Here is a 23,658-nt window from a genome sequence, read left to right as displayed (position 1 = left end):
CAGTGTGTCAGTTGGAGCACGAAGCCCCCGGACGCGGCTCGCGCCGCTGCTACAGGGGTCGTATCAGGTCGCACGGTAGATGACGCAGGCGGGGAGACTGGGCTGAGCTGGCGGGTATATGTATACTCCGCGCTTTGCATATTCGAGCGCCGGTGCTTTGCGCTGCCGCAAGCGTGGTTCGGTTTCTCTTTCGCTGCCTCGTCGGCACTAAATGGAGTTGGTTAATTCGCATGAAAGCAATCGTCACTGGTATCACTGGTCAAGATGGCGCCTACCTGGCGGAACTGCTGCTGGAAAAGGGCTACACCGTTTACGGCACCTACCGCCGCACCAGCTCCGTCAACTTCTGGCGCATCGAAGAGCTCGGTATCCAGAACAACCCCAACCTGCACCTGGTTGAGTATGACCTGACCGATCTGTCCGCCAGCATCCGCTTGCTGCAGACCACCGAAGCCACCGAGGTGTACAACCTCGCTGCGCAGAGCTTCGTGGGTGTTTCCTTCGAGCAGCCGCTGACCACCGCCGAAATCACCGGTCTGGGCGCTGTGAACCTGCTGGAAGCCATCCGCATCGTCAACCCCAAAGCCCGCTTCTACCAGGCTTCGACCTCCGAGATGTTCGGCAAGGTGCAGGCCATTCCTCAGATCGAGGAAACCCCGTTCTACCCGCGCAGCCCCTACGGTGTGGCCAAGCTGTACGCCCACTGGATGACCATCAACTACCGCGAGTCGTACGGCATCTTCGCCACCAGCGGCATCCTTTTCAACCACGAATCGCCACTGCGCGGCCGTGAGTTCGTTACCCGCAAGATCACCGACACCGTCGCCAAGATCAAGCTGGGCCTGCAGGAGACCCTGGAGCTGGGCAACATGGACGCCAAGCGCGACTGGGGTTTCGCCAAGGAGTACGTCGAAGGTATGTGGCGCATGCTGCAGGCCGACGAGCCGGACACCTTCGTGCTGGCCACCAATCGTACCGAAACCGTGCGTGACTTCGTCACCATGGCGTTCAAGGCCGCGGATATCGAGATCAAGTGGCAGGGCGAGGCCGAAGCCGAGCAAGGCCTGTGCGCCAAGACCGGCAAGGTCCTGGTATCGGTCAATCCGAAGTTCTACCGCCCGACCGAAGTCGACCTGCTGATCGGCAACCCGGCCAAGGCCAAGGAAGTGCTGGGCTGGGAGCCAAAGACCTCGCTGGAAGAGCTGTGCCGCATGATGGTCGAGGCCGACCTGCGCCGCAATGAGCAAGGGTTCTCGTTCTGATGGCTAATGTCGGCAAGCGTGCACTGATCACTGGTATCCAGGGTTTCACCGGTCGCTACATGGCGGCCGAGTTGCAGGCCCATGGGTACGAAGTCATCGGCCTGGGCAGTCAGCCGTCAGAGCAGCCTGGTTACTACCAGGCCGACCTGAACGATGCGCCCAGGCTCGCCGCCTTGCTGGCAGAGCTGCAGCCTGACTATGTGGTCCACCTCGCCGCGCTGGCGTTCGTGGGTCATGGTGTGGCTGATGCGTTCTATCAGGTCAACCTGATCGGGACGCGTAACTTGCTCGAAGCGCTCGCCGCTTCGGGCAAGGCGCCTGAATGTGTATTGCTGGCCAGTAGCGCCAATGTGTATGGCAATGCATCCGAAGGCATGCTGGATGAAGGCACGGCGCCCGCGCCGGCCAACGATTACGCCGTCAGCAAGCTGGCCATGGAATACATGGCCAGCCTGTGGCAAACCCGCTTGCCGATTGTCATTACCCGGCCGTTCAACTACACCGGGGTGGGGCAGGCGGACAATTTCCTGTTGCCGAAGATCGTTTCGCACTTCCGCCGCAAGGCCGAAGTCATCGAACTGGGCAACCTCGATGTATGGCGCGACTTCAGCGACGTTCGTGCGCTGGTGGCCGCCTACCGCGGGCTGTTGGAAAACAAGCCCCTGGGGCAGACCGTCAATGTCAGCTCGGGTGTCACCCATTCCCTGCGTGAAGTGATCGAGTTGTGCGAGAGCATCACTGGCCACCGCATGCGCGTGGAAGTGAACCCTGCGTTCGTGCGCGCAAACGAAGTGAAGACGTTGTGCGGAGATAATACTCGCCTGCGCTCGCTGGTCGGCGACTGGCAGACCCCGCCCTTACGCGACACCCTGCAATGGATGTTGGCTGCCCAATAAATGAAGGTCGTCCTTTCCGTCGAGCCTGTCCGCTTTCCGCTGACGGGCATCGGTCGTTACACCTATGAATTGGCGCGGCGCCTGCAGAACAGCCCCGAGATTACCGACCTGCAGTTCTTCGCTGGTCGCAGTTTCCTGCCAGGGTTGCCGAGTGCAGCCGATGCATCTGGTAGTGGTTACAGCCTCAAGCGCGCGGTGCAGAAGAACTTTCTCGCCATCGAGGCCTATCGCCTGTTGATGCCGCTGCTCAAGGCCCGAGCCTTGAAGGCCCATGGCGACTACCTGTATCACAGCCCCAATTATTATCTGCCGCCGTTCAAAGGGCGTCGCATTGCGACGTTTCACGACTTGTCGCCGTTCACCTGGTCCCAGTGTCATGCGCCGCAACTGGCGCGCTATCTGCAGAAAGAGCTACGGCTGACCTTGAAGCGGGCCGATCGCCTGATCACCGATTCCGAATTCACGCGGCGCGAACTGGCTGAGTATTTCGACTGGCCCATCGAGCGGATCGATGCCGTACCGCTGGCCAGTTCCCCGGAATTTCATCCGCGCAGCGCCGCTGAAACCAGTGAAGTGCTGGGCCGCTATGGGCTGATCCACGAGGGATACAGCCTGTTCGCCGGCACCATCGAACCGCGCAAGAACATCGAAACGCTGCTCACGGCCTACGAAAGGCTGCCGCTGGCTACGCGTCAGCGCTGGCCGTTGATCCTGGCCGGCTATCGAGGCTGGCGCAATGAAGCCATCTTCGCGCGCATCGAATCCGCGCAGCGCCAGGGCTGGGCGCGCTATCTGGGGTTCGTGCCCGCCGAGGACCTGCCGATCCTGTTCGCGGGCGCGCGGTTGTTCGCCTTCCCGTCACTGTACGAAGGTTTCGGGCTGCCGGTGCTGGAGTCCATGAGTTCAGGCGTGCCGGTGGTGTGTTCCGATAACTCGTCGCTGCTCGAGGTGGCGGGTGATGCGGCGCTGATGTGCGAAGCGATGGACGTCGAGACCTTGGCAAAGCATATGGCTCAGGCACTGGAAGACATTGAATGGCGCGCGGACGCACGTCAACGGGGCCTGGCCCACGCCAACGGCTTCTCGTGGGACCGTTGCACCGCGCAAACGCTGATTGCCTATCGCAAGACGTTGGAAAGCCGATGATCAAGGTGCTGCATTTTTTCAAGACCTACTTTCCCGATTCCATGGGCGGCGTCGAGCAGGTCATCTTCCAGCTGGCTGAAGGCTGTGCGGCTGGCGGTGTGCAGTCCGAGGTCTTGTACCTGAGCGATCGCGGCGCCGCACGCAACGAGCGGGTAGGGCACCACATCGCTCATCGCTCGAAACTGGATCTGCATGTGGCTTCCACCGGTTTTTCCTGGTCGGCACTGGGTGATTTCAAGGAATTGGCCAGCAAAGCAGACCTGATCCACTACCACTTTCCATGGCCGTTCATGGACCTGGTGCATTTTGCCAGTCGAACAGGCAAGCCGTCGGTGGTCAGTTATCACTCCGACATCATCAAGCAGAAGACTTTGCTCAAGCTGTACCAGCCGCTGATGAACCGCTTTCTGGGGGCTATGGACCGCATCGTCGTGTCATCGCCCGATTACGCGGCGAGCAGCCCGGTTCTGCAGCGCTTTCCCGAGAAGCTGTCGGTCATTCCCTTCGGTCTCGATCCGGCGACCTATCCCATACCCTCCGCCGAGCGCCTGGAACACTGGCGTGGTCGTTTCCCAGGCAAGTTCTTTCTGTTCGTTGGCGCGCTGCGTTACTACAAGGGTTTGAACTACCTGCTGGACGCAGCCAAAGCCACTGGGCTACCGGTGGTGATTCTCGGCGGTGGTCATCTGGAGGCCGAACTCAAGGCTTACGCCCAGCAGTTGGACGTGGGCAACGTGCACTTTCTTGGCGGCCTGCCGGACGAAGACAAGGCGGCGCTGCTCACCTTGTGCCACGCCTTTGTCTTTCCCTCGCACCTGCGCTCCGAGTCGTTCGGTATTTCGCTGCTTGAAGGCGCGATGTACGGCAAGCCGATGATCTCGTGTGACATCGGCAGCGGCATGAGTTACATCAACCGCACCGGGGAAACCGGATGGGTGATTCCCCCGCGTGATTCTCAGGCGCTGGCGGCTGCCATGCAGGCGCTGTGGAACGACGAAACCATGGCCAGTGCCATGGGCGCCGCCGCATCGCGGCGTTTCCAGCAAGTATTCACCGCACAAGGAATGGCGGACAGTTATGTGCAGTTGTATCACGACGTATTGCAGCGTTAACCCACTCGACCAAGGTACTGGCTCATGATCTCGAAACCTGTTTTGATCACCGGTGCGTCGGGGTTCGTCGGCGCCGCCGTGGCGGCGCGTCTGGTGCAGCTGGGCTGCCCGAACACGCGGGCAGCAGTGCGCCGCGCCTACACGCAACTGCCTCTGGGCGTAGAAGGGTGCGTGGTTCCGACCCTGGCTGACGATACCGATTGGACCAGCGCCCTGGCCGGCATCGACAGTGTGGTCCACGCCGCTGCGCGGGTGCATGTGATGCGCGAGTCCGCAACCGACCCGTTGGACGCGTTCCGCCGGGTGAACGTCGAAGGCACCCTGAACCTTGCTCGCCAGGCGGCCCAGGCCGGGGTTCGACGCTTCGTGTTCATCAGTTCGATCAAGGTCAATGGCGAAGTCACCGAGCCAGGCCGGCCGTTTCGTGCCGACGACGAGCCGGCACCCCAGGACGCCTACGGCGTGTCCAAGCTGGAGGCGGAAGTGGGCCTGCGTGCGCTGGCTGAGACCACGGGCATGGAAGTGGTGATCATTCGTCCGGTGCTGGTGTATGGGCCGGGCGTACGGGCAAACTTCCAGGCGCTGATGAGCCTGGTCAACAAAGGCGTACCGTTGCCATTGGGCAGAACCAGCAATCGCCGTAGTCTGGTCGCGCTGGATAACCTGGTGGACCTGGTGTGCACCTGCCTGGAACATCCGGCTGCGGCTCATCAAACCTTTCTGGTCAGTGACGGCGAAGCAGTGTCGACCGCAGGTCTGGTGCGAGCCATGGCAACGGCGCTGGGCAAGAAGCCGCGTCTGCTCGATGTGCCGCTGCCGTGGATGAGCCGCGTGGCGCAAGCGGTGGGGCAAGGCGCAGTCACGCAGCGTCTGTTCGAGTCGCTGGAAGTGGACATCGACAAGAATCGCCAGCTGTTGGGTTGGGAACCCTCCACCCGAATGGCCGATGCATTGCTCGCCACCGCGCGGCCCTACGTGGAAGCGCGACGTCGATGAGCATGCTGGTGTGGCTGGTAATCGTTCTGGTGATGGCCTATGGGCTGACCTACGCCTTGCGCCGCTATGCCTTGGCACGCAGCCTGATGGACGTACCCAATGCGCGCAGCTCCCACACGGTGCCGACACCGCGCGGCGGCGGGGTCGCCATCGTGCTGGTGTTCCTCGCGGCCATAACGCTGCTGACCCTGAATGGAACGCTGGACAGCCGCTCCTGGCTGGCGCTGTTTGGCAGTGGTGCGCTGGTGGCGGTGGTGGGTTTTCTCGACGACCATAATCACATTGCCGCGCGTTGGCGTCTGCTCGGGCATTTCGGTGCGGGCGCCTGGGCGTTGCTGTGGCTGAGTGGCATGCCCGGTGTGCTCGGTGCAGTCGATGGCCTTGCGCCGCTGTGGTGGGTGTTCGGCCTGTTGTATCTGGTGTGGATGCTCAACCTCTACAACTTCATGGACGGTATCGACGGCATTGCCAGTGTCGAGGCCATCTGCGTGTGCGCCGGGGCTTGTCTGATCTATGCCGTGAGCGGGCATCCTCAGTTGATGTGGCTGCCGGCCGTACTCGCCGCAGCGGTGGCGGGCTTCCTCCTGTGGAACTGGCCGCCGGCGAAGATTTTCATGGGCGATGCGGGCAGCGGGTTTCTCGGGCTGGTCCTGGCCATCCTTTCGGTCGAGGCCGCATGGGTCGAGCCGAATTATTTCTGGGCCTGGGTCATCCTGCTGGGGGTGTTCATCGTCGATGCGACGTTCACCCTGCTGCGCCGCCTGCTGCGCGGCGACAAGGTGTACCAGGCCCACCGAAGCCATGCCTATCAGTACGCTTCACGGGTTTACGGCAGGCACCTGCCGGTCGCCGTTGCAACGGCCTTCATCACCTTGGGGTGGTTGTTACCCATCGCCCTGTGCGTGACGGTTTTCGGTCTAAACTCTGTGCTGGGCACCGTCATTGCATACATCCCTTTGTTGTGGCTTGCTTTTCGTTATCATGCGGGCGAATTGGAACGCATATGAAATTGCGTTCGCGCGCTGGTGCAATCCACTGATCGCACTTATGGTTACGTAGTTGCTGCAACCGACCGTTTGGGTCAGGGGCCAATTGGGTCGAATGTCGATGGATAAGTTACGTACACGCTTGCTGGGTTTGCCACGTCGCCAGAAGCGCATGCTGCAGGTGGTCACGGACATTGTACTGGTCTGGGTCGCGCTGTGGATGGCATTCCTGGTGCGCTTGGGCGTCGAGGACATGTACAACCCGATTCGTGCGCACGACTGGTTGTTCATGGCCGCGCCGCTGGTGGCGATACCGCTGTTCATTCGTTTCGGGATGTATCGAGCGGTGATGCGCTACTTCGGCAACGATGCACTGGTGGCCATCGTCAAGGCGGTCAGCCTCTCGTCGTTGATCCTGGCTTTGGTGGTGTATTGGTACAGCAACCATCAGACCGTGGTGCCGCGTTCGATCATCTTCAACTACTGGTGGATCAGCCTGGTCATCATCGGCGGCCTGCGCCTGGCGATGCGTCAGTACTTCATGGGCGACTGGTTCAACGCGGTGCACAACGTGCCGTTCGCCGGGCGTGACGATCGCTTGACCAAGGTAGCGGTGTACGGTGCAGGTGTGGCGGGCAATCAACTGGTCGCCGCGCTGCGCATGGGCCGGGTAATGCGTCCGGTGGCGTTCATCGATGACGATCCCAGCATTTCCGACCGGGTGATCGCCGGTCTTCAGGTGTTCAAGCCCAAGCATATCCAACGCATGATCGACATGACCGGCGCCGAAGAACTGCTGCTGGCACTACCGTCGACCTCGCGTTCGCGTCGGCGCCAGATTCTCAGTTTTCTCGAAGGCTTTCCCCTGCATGTGCGCAGCGTGCCCAACTTCACGGCGCTGGCCAGCGGCGAGGTCAAGGTCGACGACATTCAGGAAGTGGACATCGCGGACCTGCTGGGGCGCGATTCGGTGCCTGCACAGGATGACCTGCTGGAGCACTGCATTGCCGGCAAGTCGGTGTTGGTGACCGGGGCAGGGGGGTCGATCGGCTCCGAGCTGTGCCGACAGATTCTGGGCCTGGAGCCGGCGCTGCTGATTCTGCTGGACCATGGCGAATTCAATCTCTACACCATCAGCGGCGAGCTGGAGCAGCGTGCGACTCGCGAAGGGCTGAACGTACAAATGCTGCCGACCCTGGGCACCGTGCGTGACCAGGCCAAGCTGCTCGAAGTGATGACCACCTGGAAGGTGGACACGGTGTACCACGCGGCCGCCTACAAGCATGTGCCGATGGTGGAACACAACATCGCCGAAGGCGTGCGCAACAACGTGCTGGGCACGCTGAATTGCGCCCAGGCAGCGCTGCAGGCCGGAGTGGCCAACTTCGTATTGATCTCCACCGACAAGGCCGTGCGCCCGACCAATGTGATGGGCAGCACCAAGCGCCTGGCGGAGATGACCCTGCAGGCGCTCAGCCGCGAGGTGGCACCGGTGCTGTTCGGCGACCCGGCCAATGTGGCGCGGGTCAACAAGACGCGCTTCACCATGGTGCGTTTCGGCAACGTGCTCGGGTCATCAGGCTCGGTAATCCCGCTGTTTCACAAGCAGATCAAGTCCGGTGGTCCGGTGACGGTGACCCACCCGAACATCACCCGCTATTTCATGACCATTCCCGAGGCCGCGCAACTGGTGATCCAGGCCGGTTCCATGGGCCGCGGGGGCGAGGTGTTCGTGCTGGATATGGGCGAGCCGGTGAAGATCATCGACCTGGCACAGAAGATGATTCACCTGTCGGGCTTGAGTATCCGTTCCGAACAGAATCCGCAGGGCGACATCGGCATCGAGTTCACCGGGTTGCGGCCGGGAGAGAAGTTGTACGAGGAGCTGCTGATCGGCAACAACGTGGTTGCCACCCGACACCCGATGATCATGAGCGCCCATGAGGATCATTTGTCATGGGAAGGCCTCAAGACCGAACTGGCCGCGTTGCTGCGCGCACTGGATGAAGCCGATTTCGACCGGGTTCGCGAGATCCTGCAGGAAGCGGTCAGCGGGTACGCGCCCGAAGGCGAGATCGTCGACTGGCTGCACCTGCAGCAGCACCGTGGCGGCAAGGATTGACCTGCCGCGCCGGCCTTTCCGATGCCGATAACCGCTCCTGCGCAGCCATCAGCGACGAGCGGTAGGTTTGGGTTATACTCGGTTTTTTTATGTCCTAGGGCCCTCCAAATGCATCGCGGCGCCTAGATTGATAGAGGTTATGTCCTTGGTTTCGACCCTCTTCGGCATGTGCTGCGCCTCAACGCTCGAGCGCCGATGCGACTCCGATTGCCACGATCTGGGTAAACCATTGCAGACGACGGCCACCGTATGACGCTGCCTACGACATTGATCAGCGTTGTCGTGCCCACCTATAACTACGGTCGATACCTTCATCGCGTCCTGGACTCGATTCTTGATCAGTGGTCGGATGATCTGGAACTGATCATCGTGGACGATGGTTCTACCGATGACACCGCTCGGATCGTAGATGGCTACCTGCCGCGCTTTGCATCTGTTCAGTATCTCTATCAAGCCAACGCCGGTGCGGCGGCGGCGCGCAATCATGGCATCCGCGTGGCGAGAGGGCGCTTCATCCTGCCCGTCGATGCCGATGACGAGCTGATTCCGGGTGCAATCGCCGTCCTGCGCGCGATGGTGAAAGCCACACCCGGCACCGACGTGATCATCGGTGCCCACGTATCGGTCCATCCGGATGGCCGCGAACGCACTCGGCTTCCTGCCCCGGTGCCCGACTTGAGTGCCAAGGCCAAGATCTGCCGGTATCTGCTGCAGAAGCGTATTTCATTTGCGCCCAGCAGCATCCTGATCACCCGCGAACTCCTGATCAAGCGACCTTACGCGGAGCAACTGCGCTCCGGCGAAGACATTCCCGTGTTCGCGTATCTGTTGGTGGCCGCGCAGAAGATCATGATCACGGACCAGGTGATCGCCCGCATCCACAAACACCCTGACAGCCTGCGCAACGACCGACGGGATGAAGAGTCGTTGGCTTTGGCAATGACTACGGAAGTGTTTTCAACGCTACCGGCAGAATGCCAGCCGCTGCGCCGACGTTACCAGGCGCAACGCTACCTTTCTCTGTTTCGTGCAGCACTGCGCCAGAAGGAACGCTCCAAAGCGCTCCATTACTACCGACGAGCCCTGTACCTCAGTGGCCCGCAAGCTTTGCGTTGGGTCTACCTGCGCAAGGCCATCAATTTGTTCTTCAAGGATTAGTCTGCATGTGGTCAGCGGTTTCAGCGGCGAGACATAACTCACCGTCCTCGGTATTCAACAAGCTTTCGCCTTTGTGGCTGACCTTCATCGGCAGCCTGGTGTTGTCGCTCATAGCGATGGCAGGCACCGACATCCTGGCCCGTGATGCTGCGTTTTACATGGATATCGCTTACCAGGCGAGTCTCCACGGTTCAAGTATTGCGCTGGAGATGTTCAACTGGCCTTGGTTTGCGCTGTTGATCGCGGGCACGCATTCGGTGACCGGCCTGCCACTGGAGTGGTGCGCCCACCTGTATTGCGCGCTGTTCATGGCTGGGACCTGTACGCTGCTGGTCGACTGTATCCGCCAGCGTGTGCCAGAGGCCACGTGGTGGGCGTGCCTTGTCGTGCTCGCCATGCCGGCGATCAACCAGTTTCGCTGGGACATCATCCGCGAGGATGGCTTTTGGTTCTTCTGTACGCTGGCGCTATGGCTCACGCTGCGCTGGGAAACCTACGGTGGCTGGTTGCGCGCCTCGGCTATCTACCTGGCCGTCGCTGCCGCCGTGCTGTTCCGGCTCGAAGCCTTGACGCTCCTGGTTGCATTGGGTGCATGGCAACTGCCCAATCTGTTCATCAGCGGACGGCGCCGTCAATTCCTGGAGTTTTTCTGCCTGCCGCTGGTGCTGCTCGTTCCAGTCCTGGCCGTGTTGGCGATGTATGTGGACTGGCAGTCCAGTCGTATCGAACTGATGATGGCGTTGATCAGCCCGCAATCGATATTGACCAACTTCAATACGCTGGCCCACCAGTTCGGTAGTTCGCTGATCAACAAATACTCTGTCGATGAAGCCGGACGCATCATCTTTTTCGGCCTGCTGGCGTCGCTTCTGATCAAGACAGTCAGCATGATGGGCCCGTTCGCCCTGCCGTTTCTGTGGCCGCGGTCCTGGAGCCTTTGGCAGCTGTACTGGAAGTCCTTCCGCCCATTCGCCTACGTTGCTGCGGCCTATCTGGTCGTCATGATGCTGTTCTTCATCCATTCACAGTTCATGATCGGCCGCTATCTGAGCTTTCTCGATGTGCTGCTTCTGCCGTTGCTGGCGGTTGCGCTGGCACGGTTGGCCCAGGCGTATCCGAAACTGGGCAGGGCGATGCTGGTGCTCGGTGTGCTGATGATGCTGGCGAATGTCATCTCCCTGGGTGGCAAGAAAACCAACTTCGTCGCCGCTGGCCAGTGGGTTGCGCAGCACATCGAAGAACAGACGTCGGTGTTCTATGAAGATGGGCGCATTTCCTACTATGCCGGGCGCGGGTATCCGCAGCCGACACTACCTCGCGAAACCGCAATCGCTCCTGGCAGTTTCGAGCGTTACCAGTACTTCGTTTTCGAAGCCGCTGAAAGCGAGCCCTGGCTGCAGGCGTGGATGGCCGAACATCACATGAGGGTTCTGGCCAGCTTCCCTCAGCGAAAAGGCAAGACCGTGACGGTGGTTGGCCGCTGATGTCACATCCACTTGGATCACTGCGCAGGCAGGTGGCGTCGATGCATTCGTGTACTGAGGTAGAGGTATGAAAGTCTTGCTGTTGGTGATGGACGAGCAGCGCGTGCTGCTCGACCGCCTGTACGACATCATTCGCCAGCATTGTGATGACTGCGTGATCATGCGGCTCACCAAGGCGCAGCAGATGAACCTGGGTCCGTTTCTCGCGTCGGTGAATCACCAGGACTTCGATCGCGTGGTGGTTTTCTCCCGCGTCAAGCGTCTAGCGCCTCAGTGGCGAGTCCTGAAGTGCGTGCCCGGATTGATCTTTCTGGAGCATGACGCCTATCAGAACTACATGCCCAACAGTAAGTACCGTCACATGTATTCCCGTCTGTATGCTCGCCTGCCTGCTTGCCGGGCCTTGGTGTCCGGTGCGGTGGTCGCACAGCGCATGCAGGCCGAAGGCATAGACGCACTGTTCATTTCCAAGGGCTATGACGATGCCATGCTGACCAACCTGGGCGGAACGCGTGACATTCCCCTGGGCTTTCTCGGCAGTCTGAAAAGCAAGGAATATGCGCAACGCCGGGCCATCCTCGAGTCCCTGGCCAGCAAGACGGGGATGCTGATCGCCAAGACCGCGTCGGGCGAGGAGTATCTGCAGACACTCAACCGCATCAAGGTATTCGTCAGTGCCGATATCGGTATGGGCGAGTTCATGATCAAGAACTTCGAAGCGCTGGCCTGTGGTTGCGTGCTGCTGGCCTGGAGTCAGGGCGAGGAGGACCGTTTGCTGGGATTTCAGGACATGCACAACGTGGTGTTCTACCGTTCAGAGGCCGAGGCATTGGAAAAAATTGCCTTGCTTGAGAGCGACCCCGTGCTCGCGGCTCGGATTGCTGAAAATGGCCAGGCATTCGCCCGTGACAACTACAGCTTCGCGAGGGTCGGACGGGATCTGGCTGGGGCGATCCAGGCGCCGATGCGTCGCTGGCAGGCGCCCGGGCCGCTGACGCAGTGGTGGGTGAAGATGCGCTTCGGGCTGAAGGTGCCGAGCCAGTGAACCACGGCGATATGAATCTGGCCGCTTTGCCGGGGGGGGATCAGGATATCCTCGGTGCTTTCGACGAAGGTTTGCTCGATTGCCTTCGCCGTGCCGAGCGAGTGGTGCTGGTGGCCAATAACCCTGCCATTGGCCAGGCCGACGTCGACGCACTGTCGCTGGGGCCCCGTGATGCAGTGGTCAGTTTCAATACCTGCCTGAAGTGGCCGCTGCTCAGTAGCCTGAGCGCGAATGTCTTCATCCATGGTTACAATGCGCCTGACCAGTATTTCTTCGGTCTGCCTTACAGGCCTGAAGTGCAGGCGTTGTGGCAAGCTCCCGAGGCTCGCTGCTTTACGATACTGGTGGGTGTTGCCCATCCCATGTCACCCGTCAAAGGTGTTTCGCTGTTTCGCGAACGCATTCCGCTGCCTGCGCTGTGGAATTATCCCAGTGCCCACGCCAACGGCAAACGATTCGTCGGTCCGTCGACGGGGTTCAATGCGCTGGTACTGTTCGACTGGCTGCGCCGTGACCAGGGCATGGACTTCCGTCTGCTGACCCTCGGCTACTCCAATGATGGCGGCAAGCTCTGGAGTGGGCATGCCTGGGACTACGAGCGGGCCTGGCTGGCCAACGCCGACGTTGAAACCCTGGCTCTGCAGCGCCAGCCAAGCTTGTGGCAGCGCTTGTTGAAGCGCCGATAAAAAGTGTAACTACCTCCGTTCAGGAAAGATCACGTGTTGAAAGTGGCCGTCGCGTTCTTTGGCATCCCCAGAAATTCCGCAATATGCTTCCCGTCGATCCAGAAGCAGGTGCTTGCACAGATCCCGCAAGGGGCGAACGTGCAGTGCTTTTATCATCTGTACCAGACTGACACCGTTTCGAACCGACGCTCGGGCGAGGACGGCTCCCTGAGCGCTTCCAATTATGATCCGTTCCTGACCATGACCGGAGCGCTCGAACCAGACACTGGTGTGCTGGAGCGGTGGGAGTTCGAACGGATCAAGGCACTGGGCGATACCTGGGGGGATGAGCACGCATCGGTCCGCAACCTGCTCCTGCAACTGCACTCCTTGCATAGCGTGACTGCAAGGGTGGAGGTGTTCGATCCGGACTTCGTCATCTTCGTTCGGCCTGATCTCAAGTATCACGATCCTCTGCCCAGCTATGTATTCGATCAGCCTGATGCCCGTCGTTTGAATGCCTACATTCCGAACTGGCAGTGGTGGGGAGGCTTGAACGATCGATTCGCGATTTGCGGGCGTGACGTTTACCAGGCCTATGGGCGCCGAATAGAGCGCATTTTCGACTTTTCCAAGGCCACGGGTCGCAAGTTGCACTCCGAGCGTCTGCTCAAGTTCGCCCTTCAACAGGCCAATGCCAAGATCTGCCTGCTGGCGACCACGGCTTCACGTGTCCGCATCAATGGGGAATATGCGGAAGAGGATTTCACCGGCAAGCATGGCATGGGCAAGCGCGAAAACCGTTACCTGCATCCCATTGCGTACTGGCGAACATGGTTCGATGCCCGGCGCAGGTCATCATAGGTTGGTTTCGTGAAAGGAGCTGCGCGGCTCAAGGGCTGACCCATATTTTCTTACACTTGCTCGGATGGGCGTCAGGGCTCGGAATGCACGCAGGGCGCGCGCTGCGACATGTTCCCTAACACCGTGCAGGTGGACTGTCTGGCTTCATTGGCTAATGTGTGCGAGCGGCTTTGGAATGCCGCTAACCTCACGTCAATCATGGAGCGTACACAGTGCTTAGAGCGTTTTTCCCCTATTTACTATTGGCCATCATGGCAAGTTCTCCAGGACTGGTTCATGCCGCGTCAGCCTCCAGAGTGGAAGCATCGACGCTTGCGGCAAGGCAGATGCCGGTGCCAAACCGGGTTCACTTGAATACTGCCGATGCAGAGACATTGAAGCGCGAGCTTTCGGGAATAGGGCGCACCAAGGCCGAAGCTATCGTGAAACACCGCGAGGCTTACGGACCGTTCGATTCCATAGACGAGTTGCTCGAAGTGAAAGGCATAGGCAAGACCTTGTTCGAGCGTAATCGCCAGAAACTTGCATTGTGAGCCCTCTATCGAGAGTCACCGTCAGCGAGAGCTGACGAGGTAGAGCTTGGATCTGTCGGGAATGACCGACTCGACGATATCTGCCGCCCGCTCGGTGCCACCCATCAGATGGATGGCATCGGCCAGGGTCTCGAGCTCCGGCCATTGGCTCTCCAGCAAATGACGCAAGTGCTCTGCCAGATCCCGGCTGCTGCTATGCCGGCTGGCGTGCACGCCGGAACCACTATAGGCCACGCGCGCCGCAACACCTGGCTGGTCGGCTGCGATGGGCAGGGCCAATATGGGGGTTTCCGCCACGACGGCCTCGAGCACGATGTCGAGGTCGCCGTGGGTCACCAGGACGTCGGCGTACTGCAACACCATGGCCTGGTCGGCGAAGTCCGTGACCCAGGTCGCGCCATGACGCAACAGCTGGTCGCTTTGGCGATGGCTCAGGCCGCCGCAATGCACCACCAGCAATTGCGCATCGAGCATCTTGCAGGCTTGGGCAATGCGCTTGAACAGATTGATCCGGTTGCCATGTTGGCTGCCGAAGGTAGCGACCACGAAGGGCCGACTGTTGTCCAGGGTGTAGGGCAGGTGATTGGTCTCATCCGAAACCCGGCGCAATGGACCCACTTCGTGGAACCAGGGTGGCAGGTTGGGGCGGGGGAAATCGAACTCCAGCACCGTCTGACTGATCTGCGCCAGCGGCGACAGGCATTCATGCAATTTCTCGCGAACGGGCAGACCCAGCGCTACGCTCTGGCGCGCGATGACCTTGCGCAGCGGCTTCATTACCCAGTCGTGAAGACGTGCGCCCCGTGCGTAACGCTTATGCGCACCGTCGCTGCGCTCGTAGGAATAGGGCAGCACGGCCAATGGCACCGTAGTGTCTTCGCGGTTTACCGGCAGTGCACAGGCAATGGAAACAAAGGGCAGGCCGAGCGATTCCGCCACCAGCCCACCGGCTGCCTCCATCTGATCGCAGATCAGTGCATCGATGCGATCTTCGCGCAATGCCGCCGGCAGTTCCTCGCAGAGCATTTGCGTAACCTGCGCCATGTCCGCGTAGCTACGCCACTGGCCCAGCAAGGTGTCGAAGTAGGGCGGCAGTGGCAGGCTTTTCGAACGTTTTCCGGTGCGCAGACGTTGTTGGCCAACCGCGTGGAACTTGATCCGCTCGAAATGCAGCAGACGTCGAGCGTCAGGCTGATGAAAGAACGTCACGCTGTGGCCACGCGCGATCAGCTCGATGGCAAGGTTCTCGAGCGGCTGGAAATGACTTGAGAGGGGTTGAGCGATGATGGCGAAGCGAATCATGGCTGACTCCCGCAGGGTCCGGTGATCAAAGTGCGTGAACTCCTGTATCAACGGCAGTTTGGGCGAGCCGGGCACTCGTACTGCGATTTTGCACGAGTGTCATATTTGAAGCTATGAGCCTGGATCTGTGACGCTCGTTCCATATGAACCGGGGGTTTGTGTGCTGTGGACGTGCTGATCGTCGGAAAAGTGCTCGATATACGTCTGGCAACAGATTAAAAAAGCTTCTAAAACAATAGTTTGCGATCAAAGCTGAATGTAGTTTTTGATTTGTCGTCAAATGCTCGACGTTTTTCATTCCGAACGGCTGTATTGGAGAGTAAGCTTGCCAGCGGGCCACCCGTCGAGGGTGATATTCATTGGAAAGCGCGGGTCGCATTGCACCCGCCGTAGTGGCTTGGCGCGGCGGGTAAGGGACCGTCCTGCGCTCGTGCCTGGGAAGTGGATGATGGCTGACAAGACATTGCGTATTCTGATTGCCGACGAGTTGGGCCAGCAAGCGGTGCAGATCGAGCGAACGCTCAACCATCTGGGCTATTTCAGGGTCGTGGCGGTGCACACGCTCGACGAATTGCTGGTCATGGTCCAGAGCGCTTACCAGCCATTCGATCTGTTGATTGCCAACACCGACATGGCGGTGCGCTCAGGTGTTGATTTGCCACGATTCTGCAAGAACACCGAGCATGTCCGCCATGCGTTGCTGTATGAAAGCCAGAAGCAGATCGAAACGGAGCTGACCGACGCCAGCGGTGAGCGGTTGCGTACCAGCGTGATGCAGTTGCCTGACCTTGAAGCCCTGAAGACATTCATGGCCATCGTCGAATCGCCCAAAGCGCCACTGGAGCATCGCGTACGCGTGATCGGCGACGGTGTTCGCACGCGTAAGTCTCTGAGCTCCCCTTCGCTGTAGCCGTTCGCGCCTGCCACGTCCGACGCTTTTTGCTATCCTGCGCGCCTTTGACAGGCGCGAGGATACGCGCCGTCGGTCACCTGCGGATTTGCCCATGCCTGCCGATAGCTCAGCCCAGCCCCTGCTGCTCAACCGCAGCGACCACAAGACCCTCGGTCTGGCGGCCCTTGGTGGCGCGCTGGAAATCTACGATTTCATCATTTTCGTTTTCTTCGCGCTGACCCTGAGTCAGCTGTTCTTCCCTCCACAGATGCCGGAATGGCTGCGCTTGCTGCAAAGCTTCGGCATCTTCGTGACCGGTTATCTGGCCCGTCCATTGGGCGGCATTCTGATGGCGCATTTTGCCGACCGTCTGGGACGCAAACGGGTCTTCAGCCTGAGCATCCTGATGATGGCGATGCCCTGCCTGCTGATCGGAGTGATGCCCACCTACGCGCAGATCGGCTATTTCGCGCCGCTGCTGTTGCTGGCCTTGCGAATTCTGCAAGGCGCTGCCGTAGGAGGCGAGGTGCCGAGTGCCTGGGTGTTCGTTGCCGAACACGTGCCGCTGCGGCGACGCGGTTATGCGCTGGGCTTTCTCCAGGCTGGACTGACTTTCGGCTACCTGCTGGGCGCGCTGACCGCGACCGTGCTGGCGCGTGTGTACACGCCACAGGAAATTCTCGATTGGGCCTGGCGTCTGCCGTTTCTGCTCGGCGGCGTGTTCGGCGTGGTTGGGGTGTGGCTGCGTCGTCTGCTCAGCGAAACGCCGGTGTTTCTGGCCATGCGCGCACGCAGCGAGCAAGTCAGCGAGTTTTCCCTGCGCACCGTGTTGCGCGAACATCGCGCGTCGTTGATTCCGGCGGTGTTGCTGACGTGCGTGCTGACCTCCGCCGTAGTGGTGTTGGTGGTGATCACCCCCACAGTGATGCAGCAACGTTTCGGCCTCGATGCCCGGCACACCTTCGCGTTGAGCAGTCTGGGCATCGTGTTCCTGAACATCGGCTGCGTACTGGCGGGCTTGCTGGTCGATCGCATCGGCGCCTGGCGTGCGCTGGTTCTTTACTGTGTGTTGCTGCCGCTGGGCATCACTGCGCTGTACGCCAGCCTGGTCGCAGGTGTAGGTAGCCTCTCACTGGCTTATGCGTTGGCAGGCCTGGGGTGCGGGGTGGTGGGGGTGGTGCCTTCGCTGATGGTCAGCCTGTTCCCGGCGAAAGTCCGGGTGTCGGGGATTTCGTTTACCTACAACATCGCCTATGCACTGTGGGCCAGCACCACGCCGTTGTTGCTGATCGCCCTGATGCCCTGGAGCCCATGGGTGTGCGTGGGCTATTGCCTGGTGATGGGCGCGGTCGGCATCGGTACCGCATGGGTCTTCGGCAGACGCCGCCCCTTGCAGGCGTACGCCTGACTCCAAACGAACCGGCCTCCTCAGGCCGGTTTTTTTATGGCCGGCTTCAGGTAGCAGAGCTGTTGAGGCAGAACTGGTGAGGTAGGTCTGTGGGAGCAGAACTGTGGCAACAGAACTGAGAGAAGCAGAACTGTGGGGAACAGAACTGTGGGAGCGGGCTCTGCCCGCGAATGGAGCACCGCGATCTGCCAGGTACACCTCGGTGAATTCTTCGCGGGCAGAGCCCGCTCCCACAGGGATGTGGCAGGTACCCCACAGGGCAGGGCCCGCTCCCACAGGGATGTGGCAGGTGCCCCACAGGGCAGAGCCCGCTCCCACAGGGATGTGGCAGGTACCCCGCAGGGCAGAGCCTGTCTTATGTCAATTCCCTATATATGGGATTGATAATTATATATTGAGATTTTGATCCGAATGGATTTATAGTCGGCCATCACACACCGCCATTCACTACCAAAAACAAACAAGGTGAAGCGATGCAGCCGCAACTCGTTGCACTCGATTGGGGGACCAGTTCCCTGCGAGCCTATCTGCTCGGCCCCGAAGGCCATGTACTCGACCAGCGCTCGCTGGATCGCGGCATCATGCAGCTATCCACCATCCCCCGGACCATCTGCGGTGAATCCACCAATGATGGCTTCGAACTGACGTTCGACGAAGCCTGTGGCGACTGGCTCGACGCCTACCCCGATGCTGCCGTGATCGCCTGCGGCATGGTCGGCAGCGCCCAGGGCTGGCAGGAAGTCCCCTATTGCCCAAGCCCTGCCCAGGCCGCCGACGTGGCCGCTGGTATGGCACGGGTACGCACCCTGCGCGGCATCCATGTGCACCTCGTGCCCGGCGTTCTGCAACGCTCGGCGCTGCCCAACGTGATGCGCGGCGAGGAAACCCAGATCTTCGGTCTGTTGCAGTCACTGCCCCCGGCCGAGCGTGACCAGACCCTGCTGGTCGGTCTTCCCGGCAGCCACTCGAAGTGGGCGAGGGTGGTCGAGCAGCGCATCGAACATTTCGACACCTTCATGACCGGCGAGCTGTTCGCCGCTGCCAGTGCCCATACCATTCTCGGCCGCACCCAGAAGCGCAGTGCGTCGTTCGACAGCGTGGCCTTCGAGCGCGGCGTGGCCGTGGCGATGTCGCCCGAGGGCAGCATTGGTGTGCTGTCGACCATGTTCAGCGCGCGCAGCCTCGGCTTGACCGGCCAGTTGGCCAGCAGCGAGCAGGCTGACTACCTGTCTGGCCTGATGATCGGGCACGAACTGCGGGCGCTGGCGGAAATGCTGCGCCAGCGCAGTGGCCTGGCGACGCTGCCGGCGGTGGTCCTGATCGGTAACGGGGCCTTGTGCCAGCGCTACAGCCAGGCCCTCGCCCTATGCGGTTTTTCCAGCGTCAGCCAGGCCGAACAGGCCACCGAACGCGGTCTCTGGAGCCTGGCGCTGGCCGCCGGGCTCGTCGCTCAACAGCTCCAAGAGGTTTGACATGCTCAAGCAAGCAATGGCCCAGAACGGGCTGATCGCCATTTTGCGCGGCCTGCGCCCCGAGGAATCGGTGGCCATCGGTGAAGTGCTGTATGACGCCGGTTTTCGCATCATCGAGGTGCCGCTCAATTCCCCTCAGCCTTTCGACAGCATTCGGCTGCTGCGCAACAGCCTGCCCGCCGACTGCCTGATCGGCGCCGGAACGGTGCTGTCGGCCGAACAGGTGCAGCAGGTGAAAGCCGCAGGCGGGCAATTGATCGTCATGCCCCACAGCGATCCAGCGGTGCTCAAGGCGGCCAAGGAAGCGGACCTGTACCTGGCGCCGGGCGTGGTGACGCCAACCGAAGCCTTCGCCGCCCTCGCTGCCGGCGCCGATGTGCTGAAACTGTTCCCGGCCGAGTCCCTGACCCCTGCGGTGGTCAAGGCGCTGCTGGCGGTGTTGCCCAAGGGCACGGCGCTGGTGCCGGTAGGCGGGATCAGTCCGGACAACATGCAGCCGTTTCTCGACGCGGGCGTGGTGGGCTTCGGCCTGGGCTCGGGCCTGTTCAAGCCGGGCATGACGGTGCAGCAGGTGGCGGACAACGCCAAGGCGTATGCGCAGGCATGGCGATCGCTGACGGGCTGAGAGGTGCCCGGCTCAGGGTGCGGTGGTGCGGGCCGACGCGGCTTGCACCGCTGCTACAGGGGTGGAAGTCGCGAATTTATTACAGGCGCTTGAGCGTCCATCGAACAAGAGAGACAACAGATGAAAATCACCAAACTCACTACATTCATCGTTCCGCCGCGCTGGTGCTTCCTGAAGGTCGAAACCGACGAGGGCGTGGTCGGCTGGGGCGAGCCGGTGGTCGAAGGCCGCGCGCATACCGTGGCTGCCGCGGTCGACGAATTGTCGGACTACCTGATCGGCAAGGACCCACGCAACATCGAAGACATCTGGACCGTGCTGTACCGCGGCGGCTTCTACCGCGGTGGTGCGATCCACATGAGTGCGTTGGCCGGTATCGACCAGGCGCTGTGGGACATCAAGGGCAAGGCCCTAGGTGTTTCGGTCAGCGACCTGCTGGGCGGTCAGGTGCGTGATCGCATCCGCGTGTACTCGTGGATCGGCGGGGATCGGCCGGCCGATACAGCGCGGGCGGCCAGTGAAGCCGTCGCCCGTGGTTTCACGGCGGTGAAGATGAATGGCACCGAAGAGCTGCAGTTCCTCGACACCTTCGACAAGGTCGATCGCGCCCTCGCCAGTGTGGCGGCCGTGCGTGATGCGGTCGGGCCGAACGTAGGCATCGGCGTCGACTTCCATGGCCGGGTGCACAAGCCCATGGCCAAGGTGCTGATGAAGGAGCTGGACCAGTTCAAGCTGATGTTCATCGAAGAACCGGTGCTGAGCGAGAACTACGAAGCGCTCAAGGAACTGGCGCCACTGACCAGCACGCCGATCGCGCTGGGTGAGCGTCTGTATTCGCGCTGGGATTTCAAGCGGATCCTCAGTGAAGGCTATGTGGACATCATCCAGCCCGATGCGTCCCACGCCGGCGGGATCACCGAGACCCGCAAGATCGCCAACATGGCCGAAGCCTATGACGTGGCGCTGGCGCTGCATTGTCCGCTGGGTCCGATCGCGCTGGCGGCTTGCCTGCAGCTGGATGCGGTTTGCTACAACGCGTTCATTCAAGAGCAGAGCCTGGGCATTCACTACAACGAAAGCAACGATCTGCTCGATTACGTCGCCCATCCCGAGGTGTTCGACTACGACAACGGGTTCGTGAAGATCCCCAATGGGCCGGGGCTGGGCATCGAGATCAACGAGGAGTACGTGCGGGAGCGGGCCGAAATCGGCCATCGCTGGCGCAACCCGATCTGGCGCCATGCCGATGGCAGCTTCGCCGAGTGGTGAGAAGGCGCTGATATTGCGGCGCGGCCTTCGCGGGCAGAGCCCGCTCCCACACGGATATCGACACCTTTGTGAGAGCGGGGCAGGCGGTGAGCCATCTGCCTGCGAAAGCGTCCGCCAGGGCGCCGCATCACCCTCTACAACTACAATAAGAGGCACCCCATGCACACGCAAACCGCAACCACCGCTCCGGCGCTGGCGACGCCCAGCCGCAAGCGTTTCTTCATCATGGTGTTGTTGTTCATCACCGTGGTCATCAACTACCTGGACCGCAGCAACCTGTCCATCGCCGCACCTGCACTGACCAGCGATCTGGGTATCGATCCGGTGCACGTCGGCCTGATCTTCTCGGCCTTCGGCTGGACCTACGCGGCCATGCAGATCCCCGGCGGCTGGCTGGTGGACCGCGTGCCGCCGCGCATTCTCTACAGTGTGGCCCTGGCCCTGTGGTCCATCGCCACGGTCATGCTCGGGTTCGCTGGCAGCTTCATCGCCCTGTTCGTGCTGCGCATGGCGGTGGGCGCGCTGGAAGCGCCGGCGTATCCCATCAACAGCCGCGTGGTGACGACCTGGTTCCCCGAGCGCGAACGCGCCACTGCCATCGGTTTCTACACTTCGGGCCAGTTTGTCGGGCTCGCTTTCCTGACGCCGGTGCTGGCCTGGCTGCAACACGAATTCGGTTGGCACATGGTGTTCGTCAGTACCGGTCTAGTGGGTATCGTGTGGGCGGTGATCTGGTACGCCGTGTACCGCGAGCCGCGTGATTTCAAAGGCGCCAACGCTGCCGAAATCCAGCTCATCAGCGACGGCGGCGGTCTGGTCGACATGCAGAAATCGGCACGTCAGGCCAAGGCCGGCTTCAGCTGGACCGACCTGGGTATCGTGCTGAGCAAGCGCAAGCTGTGGGGCATCTACCTGGGCCAGTATTGCCTGAACTCGACCCTGTGGTTCTTCCTGACCTGGTTCCCGACCTATCTGGTCAAATACCGCGGGATGGATTTCATCAAGTCGGGCATGCTCGCCTCGCTGCCGTTCCTGGCGGCTTTCGTCGGCGTGCTGTGCTCCGGATTCTTTTCCGACTGGCTGATCCGTCGCGGCGCGAGCATCGGCTTGGCGCGCAAACTGCCGATCATCGGTGGCCTGCTGATCTCGACCTGCATCATCGGCGCCAACTATGTGGATTCGACGGCCTTGGTGATTGCCTGCCTGGCGCTGGCGTTCTTCGGCAACGGATTGGCCTCGATCACCTGGTCCCTGGTCTCGACCTTGGCGCCGGCGCGTCTGCTGGGTCTGACAGGCGGGGTGTTCAACTTCATCGGCAACCTGTCGGCGATCACCACGCCGATCGCCATCGGTTTCCTGGCGACCGGCGACTCGTTCGCGCCGGCGATTACCTACATCGCGGTCACGGCGTTGGTCGGAGCGCTGTCCTACATCTTGCTGGTGGGCAAGGTCGAGCGGATCGAGCTTTGACCGCTTTGCAAGCAGGCGAACATAATGCGCCTGCTTTTTCTCGACGTGAAGGTTGACCATGCAGGACGACATGCCCCCCGCCGCACCGACCGGCACGCAGACCCTGCTGCGCGGCCTGGCGGTGATCCAGGCCGTGGCCGGCGGCGCCCGCGATCTCAAGGAGATCGCGCGGCGCATTGGCACCACCCGCAGCACAACCCACAGACTGGCCAGTTGCCTGGTGGACGAGCGCTACCTGCGGGTGTTGCCTCAGGTGGGGTATCTGTTGGGGCCGCGGCTGATCGAGTTGGGCTTCCAGGCGCGGGAGGAGGTGCCGCTGGTGATGCTGGCGACCCCTTGGCTCGATGAGCTGTCGGCGCTGACCGGCGATACCATTCACCTGGCGATTCGCGACGGCGATGAGGTGCTGTACCTGCACAAGACCCCGGGGCGCAATGGCCCGGAGATGCGTTCGCGGGTCGGGCATCGCATGCCGCTGGCGCGCACCGGCATCGGCAAGGCGTTGATGCTCGATGCCAGTGAAGCCGAATGGCAGCGGCTGTTCGAGCAGGGAGAGGCGCTGGCGGCGAAGTCGGCGCTCTGGCCCGACCACCCGCAATTGACCTGGCCGCAGTTCCAGGCCCGTATGAGAACCTACGTCGCGGGACGCTATGCGTTCGATCTGGAAGACAACGAACCCTCGATCCGCTGCGTCGCCGCGCCGATCCGCGACGCCAGTGGGCAGGTAGTGGCCGCGATCAGCGTCGCCAGTACGGTGCCGTACATGCCACTGGAAAAGATGCATAGCTTGGTGCCAGTGGTGCAGAAAGCCGCCCAGGCCGTCTGCGCCGAACTGGGCGCCAAACCGCAGCCCTAGCCGCCAATCATTTGCATCAGGCCCACCGTATACACCGCCGACGCGGCTTGCGCCGCTGCTACAGGGGGGGTGTGTCTGTGGGAGAGGGGCGGGCG

The 23,658-nt window shown here is 61.3% G+C and carries 21 protein-coding genes; 20 read left to right on the top strand and 1 reads right to left on the bottom strand.

The window, feature by feature from the left end:
• Window positions 1–230 precede the first annotated feature (230 nt).
• The 13 genes from gmd to QMX89_RS20760 all read left to right on the top strand — a co-directional run bounded on the left by gmd (window position 231) and on the right by QMX89_RS20760 (window position 14,269).
• Complete coding sequence (gmd, locus tag QMX89_RS20820; protein WP_192067258.1) at window positions 231–1,262, top strand: GDP-mannose 4,6-dehydratase; 1,032 nt, start codon at window positions 231–233, stop codon at window positions 1,260–1,262.
• Window positions 1,262–2,158 (top strand): GDP-mannose 4,6-dehydratase, encoded by an 897-nt coding sequence (locus tag QMX89_RS20815; RefSeq protein WP_192067260.1) that lies wholly within the window; start codon window positions 1,262–1,264, stop codon window positions 2,156–2,158. Before gmd ends, QMX89_RS20815 begins: the two co-directional genes overlap by 1 nt.
• Window positions 2,159–3,304, top strand: coding sequence for a glycosyltransferase family 1 protein (locus QMX89_RS20810; RefSeq protein ID WP_282349694.1), 1,146 nt, complete (start codon window positions 2,159–2,161; stop codon window positions 3,302–3,304).
• Window positions 3,301–4,416, top strand: a complete 1,116-nt coding sequence (locus QMX89_RS20805; RefSeq protein ID WP_282349693.1) for a glycosyltransferase — start codon at window positions 3,301–3,303, stop codon at window positions 4,414–4,416. The genes QMX89_RS20810 and QMX89_RS20805 overlap by 4 nt, the downstream gene beginning before the upstream one ends.
• A gap of 24 nt (window positions 4,417–4,440) precedes the next feature.
• On the top strand, window positions 4,441–5,412 hold the full coding sequence (locus tag QMX89_RS20800; RefSeq protein WP_282349692.1) for an SDR family oxidoreductase: 972 nt from the start codon (window positions 4,441–4,443) through the stop codon (window positions 5,410–5,412).
• Between the two features lie 2 nt (window positions 5,413–5,414).
• Window positions 5,415–6,419: a glycosyltransferase family 4 protein gene (locus QMX89_RS20795; protein ID WP_282349702.1), complete on the top strand. Its 1,005-nt coding sequence runs from the start codon at window positions 5,415–5,417 to the stop codon at window positions 6,417–6,419.
• A 100-nt stretch (window positions 6,420–6,519) separates the two neighbouring features.
• On the top strand, window positions 6,520–8,520 hold the full coding sequence (locus QMX89_RS20790) for a nucleoside-diphosphate sugar epimerase/dehydratase (RefSeq protein ID WP_282349691.1): 2,001 nt from the start codon (window positions 6,520–6,522) through the stop codon (window positions 8,518–8,520).
• A 249-nt stretch (window positions 8,521–8,769) separates the two neighbouring features.
• Entirely contained in the window at window positions 8,770–9,678 is a 909-nt protein-coding gene (locus tag QMX89_RS20785; RefSeq protein WP_192067271.1) for a glycosyltransferase family 2 protein, read from the top strand.
• A gap of 5 nt (window positions 9,679–9,683) precedes the next feature.
• Window positions 9,684–11,162, top strand: a complete 1,479-nt coding sequence (locus QMX89_RS20780; protein WP_282349689.1) for a hypothetical protein — start codon at window positions 9,684–9,686, stop codon at window positions 11,160–11,162.
• Window positions 11,163–11,229: 67 nt separating this feature from the next.
• Entirely contained in the window at window positions 11,230–12,207 is a 978-nt protein-coding gene (locus QMX89_RS20775) for a glycosyltransferase (RefSeq protein WP_282349688.1), read from the top strand.
• 11 nt (window positions 12,208–12,218) lie between these two features.
• Window positions 12,219–12,893 carry a hypothetical protein gene (locus QMX89_RS20770; RefSeq protein ID WP_282349701.1) on the top strand — a complete coding sequence of 225 codons (675 nt, stop codon included), beginning with the start codon at window positions 12,219–12,221 and terminating at the stop codon, window positions 12,891–12,893.
• Window positions 12,894–12,926: 33 nt separating this feature from the next.
• A complete protein-coding gene (locus QMX89_RS20765; protein ID WP_282349684.1) occupies window positions 12,927–13,736 on the top strand; it encodes a hypothetical protein in 810 nt (269 codons plus the stop codon).
• Between the two features lie 212 nt (window positions 13,737–13,948).
• Complete coding sequence (locus QMX89_RS20760; protein WP_349013011.1) at window positions 13,949–14,269, top strand: helix-hairpin-helix domain-containing protein; 321 nt, start codon at window positions 13,949–13,951, stop codon at window positions 14,267–14,269.
• 21 nt (window positions 14,270–14,290) lie between these two features.
• On the opposite strand, the gene QMX89_RS20755 is transcribed toward QMX89_RS20760, so the two are convergent.
• On the bottom strand, window positions 14,291–15,571 hold the full coding sequence (locus QMX89_RS20755; RefSeq protein WP_282349683.1) for a glycosyltransferase: 1,281 nt from the start codon (window positions 15,569–15,571) through the stop codon (window positions 14,291–14,293).
• 448 nt (window positions 15,572–16,019) lie between these two features.
• On the opposite strand from QMX89_RS20755, the gene QMX89_RS20750 reads away from it, so the two are divergent.
• From QMX89_RS20750 to QMX89_RS20720, 7 genes are all read left to right on the top strand, one after another.
• The gene (locus QMX89_RS20750) at window positions 16,020–16,481 is read left to right on the top strand and encodes a histidine kinase (protein ID WP_192067283.1); all 462 of its coding nucleotides are present in this window, start codon (window positions 16,020–16,022) and stop codon (window positions 16,479–16,481) included.
• Between the two features lie 94 nt (window positions 16,482–16,575).
• The gene (locus QMX89_RS20745) at window positions 16,576–17,871 is read left to right on the top strand and encodes an MFS transporter (protein WP_282349682.1); all 1,296 of its coding nucleotides are present in this window, start codon (window positions 16,576–16,578) and stop codon (window positions 17,869–17,871) included.
• Window positions 17,872–18,344: 473 nt separating this feature from the next.
• Window positions 18,345–19,343 (top strand): 2-dehydro-3-deoxygalactonokinase, encoded by a 999-nt coding sequence (locus QMX89_RS20740; RefSeq protein WP_122742779.1) that lies wholly within the window; start codon window positions 18,345–18,347, stop codon window positions 19,341–19,343.
• A 1-nt stretch (window position 19,344) separates the two neighbouring features.
• Window positions 19,345–19,968, top strand: a complete 624-nt coding sequence (locus tag QMX89_RS20735) for a 2-dehydro-3-deoxy-6-phosphogalactonate aldolase (RefSeq protein WP_192067286.1) — start codon at window positions 19,345–19,347, stop codon at window positions 19,966–19,968.
• Window positions 19,969–20,088: 120 nt separating this feature from the next.
• Window positions 20,089–21,237 (top strand): galactonate dehydratase, encoded by a 1,149-nt coding sequence (dgoD, locus tag QMX89_RS20730; RefSeq protein ID WP_049859437.1) that lies wholly within the window; start codon window positions 20,089–20,091, stop codon window positions 21,235–21,237.
• A gap of 159 nt (window positions 21,238–21,396) precedes the next feature.
• Entirely contained in the window at window positions 21,397–22,707 is a 1,311-nt protein-coding gene (locus tag QMX89_RS20725; RefSeq protein WP_056842846.1) for an MFS transporter, read from the top strand.
• Window positions 22,708–22,765: 58 nt separating this feature from the next.
• Window positions 22,766–23,563 carry an IclR family transcriptional regulator gene (locus QMX89_RS20720; protein ID WP_122742782.1) on the top strand — a complete coding sequence of 266 codons (798 nt, stop codon included), beginning with the start codon at window positions 22,766–22,768 and terminating at the stop codon, window positions 23,561–23,563.
• Window positions 23,564–23,658: the final 95 nt, after the last annotated feature.

This window comes from Pseudomonas sp. PS01301 (assembly GCF_029960215.1).
In the GTDB taxonomy this organism is placed as follows: domain Bacteria; phylum Pseudomonadota; class Gammaproteobacteria; order Pseudomonadales; family Pseudomonadaceae; genus Aquipseudomonas; species Aquipseudomonas coleopterorum.
This window is presented reverse-complemented; position numbering and strand designations above follow the sequence as displayed.